We start from the raw sequence: 610 nt of genomic DNA on the forward strand, positions 1-610 counted from the left end.
CGCGCCCAAGAGGAGTCGAACCCCTAACCTTTTGATCCGTAGTCAAACACTCTATCCAGTTGAGCTATGGGCGCATATTTGAAATGCCGAGGACCGGAATCGAACCGGTACGGTGATCACTCACCGCAGGATTTTAAGTCCTGTGCGTCTGCCAGTTCCGCCACCCCGGCGCGATTGCTTTGGCAAAGCGGAAAACGGGGTTCGAACCCGCGACCCCCACCTTGGCAAGGTGGTGCTCTACCACTGAGCTATTTCCGCGTGTTTAAAGATGCCGGCTAAAGGACTTGAACCCTCGACCCTCTGATTACAAATCAGATGCTCTACCAACTGAGCTAAGCCGGCATGTAAAACTTAAATGATGCGGGTGAAGGGACTTGAACCCCCACGCCGTAAGGCGCTAGATCCTAAATCTAGTGCGTCTGCCAATTCCGCCACACCCGCAAAAATATGAGCCGTACAGGGCTCGAACCTGTGACCCTCTGATTAAAAGTCAGATGCTCTACCAACTGAGCTAACGGCTCATATGGAGGTTAACGGGATCGAACCGCTGACCCTCTGCTTGTAAGGCAGATGCTCTCCCAGCTGAGCTAAACCTCCATGGATAACTTAA

7 tRNA genes are annotated in these 610 nt (G+C 52.6%); all 7 read right to left on the reverse strand.

Annotated elements, in window-relative coordinates:
- The 7 genes from ESP02_RS13190 to ESP02_RS13220 all read right to left on the reverse strand — a co-directional run bounded on the left by ESP02_RS13190 (nucleotide 1) and on the right by ESP02_RS13220 (nucleotide 597).
- Nucleotides 1-74, reverse strand: a tRNA-Arg gene (locus ESP02_RS13190).
- A gap of 10 nt (nucleotides 75-84) precedes the next feature.
- Nucleotides 85-170: transfer RNA gene (locus ESP02_RS13195), tRNA-Leu, on the reverse strand.
- A gap of 16 nt (nucleotides 171-186) precedes the next feature.
- A tRNA-Gly gene (locus ESP02_RS13200) sits at nucleotides 187-258 on the reverse strand.
- An 11-nt stretch (nucleotides 259-269) separates the two neighbouring features.
- A tRNA-Thr gene (locus ESP02_RS13205) sits at nucleotides 270-342 on the reverse strand.
- A 17-nt stretch (nucleotides 343-359) separates the two neighbouring features.
- Nucleotides 360-441, reverse strand: a tRNA-Leu gene (locus ESP02_RS13210).
- Nucleotides 442-448: 7 nt separating this feature from the next.
- A tRNA-Lys gene (locus ESP02_RS13215) sits at nucleotides 449-521 on the reverse strand.
- Nucleotides 522-524: 3 nt separating this feature from the next.
- Nucleotides 525-597 (reverse strand) — tRNA-Val (locus tag ESP02_RS13220).
- Nucleotides 598-610: the final 13 nt, after the last annotated feature.

It is taken from the genome of Enterococcus sp. NBRC 3427 (genome assembly GCF_007996925.1).
Taxonomy (GTDB): domain Bacteria; phylum Bacillota; class Bacilli; order Lactobacillales; family Enterococcaceae; genus Enterococcus_B; species Enterococcus_B lactis.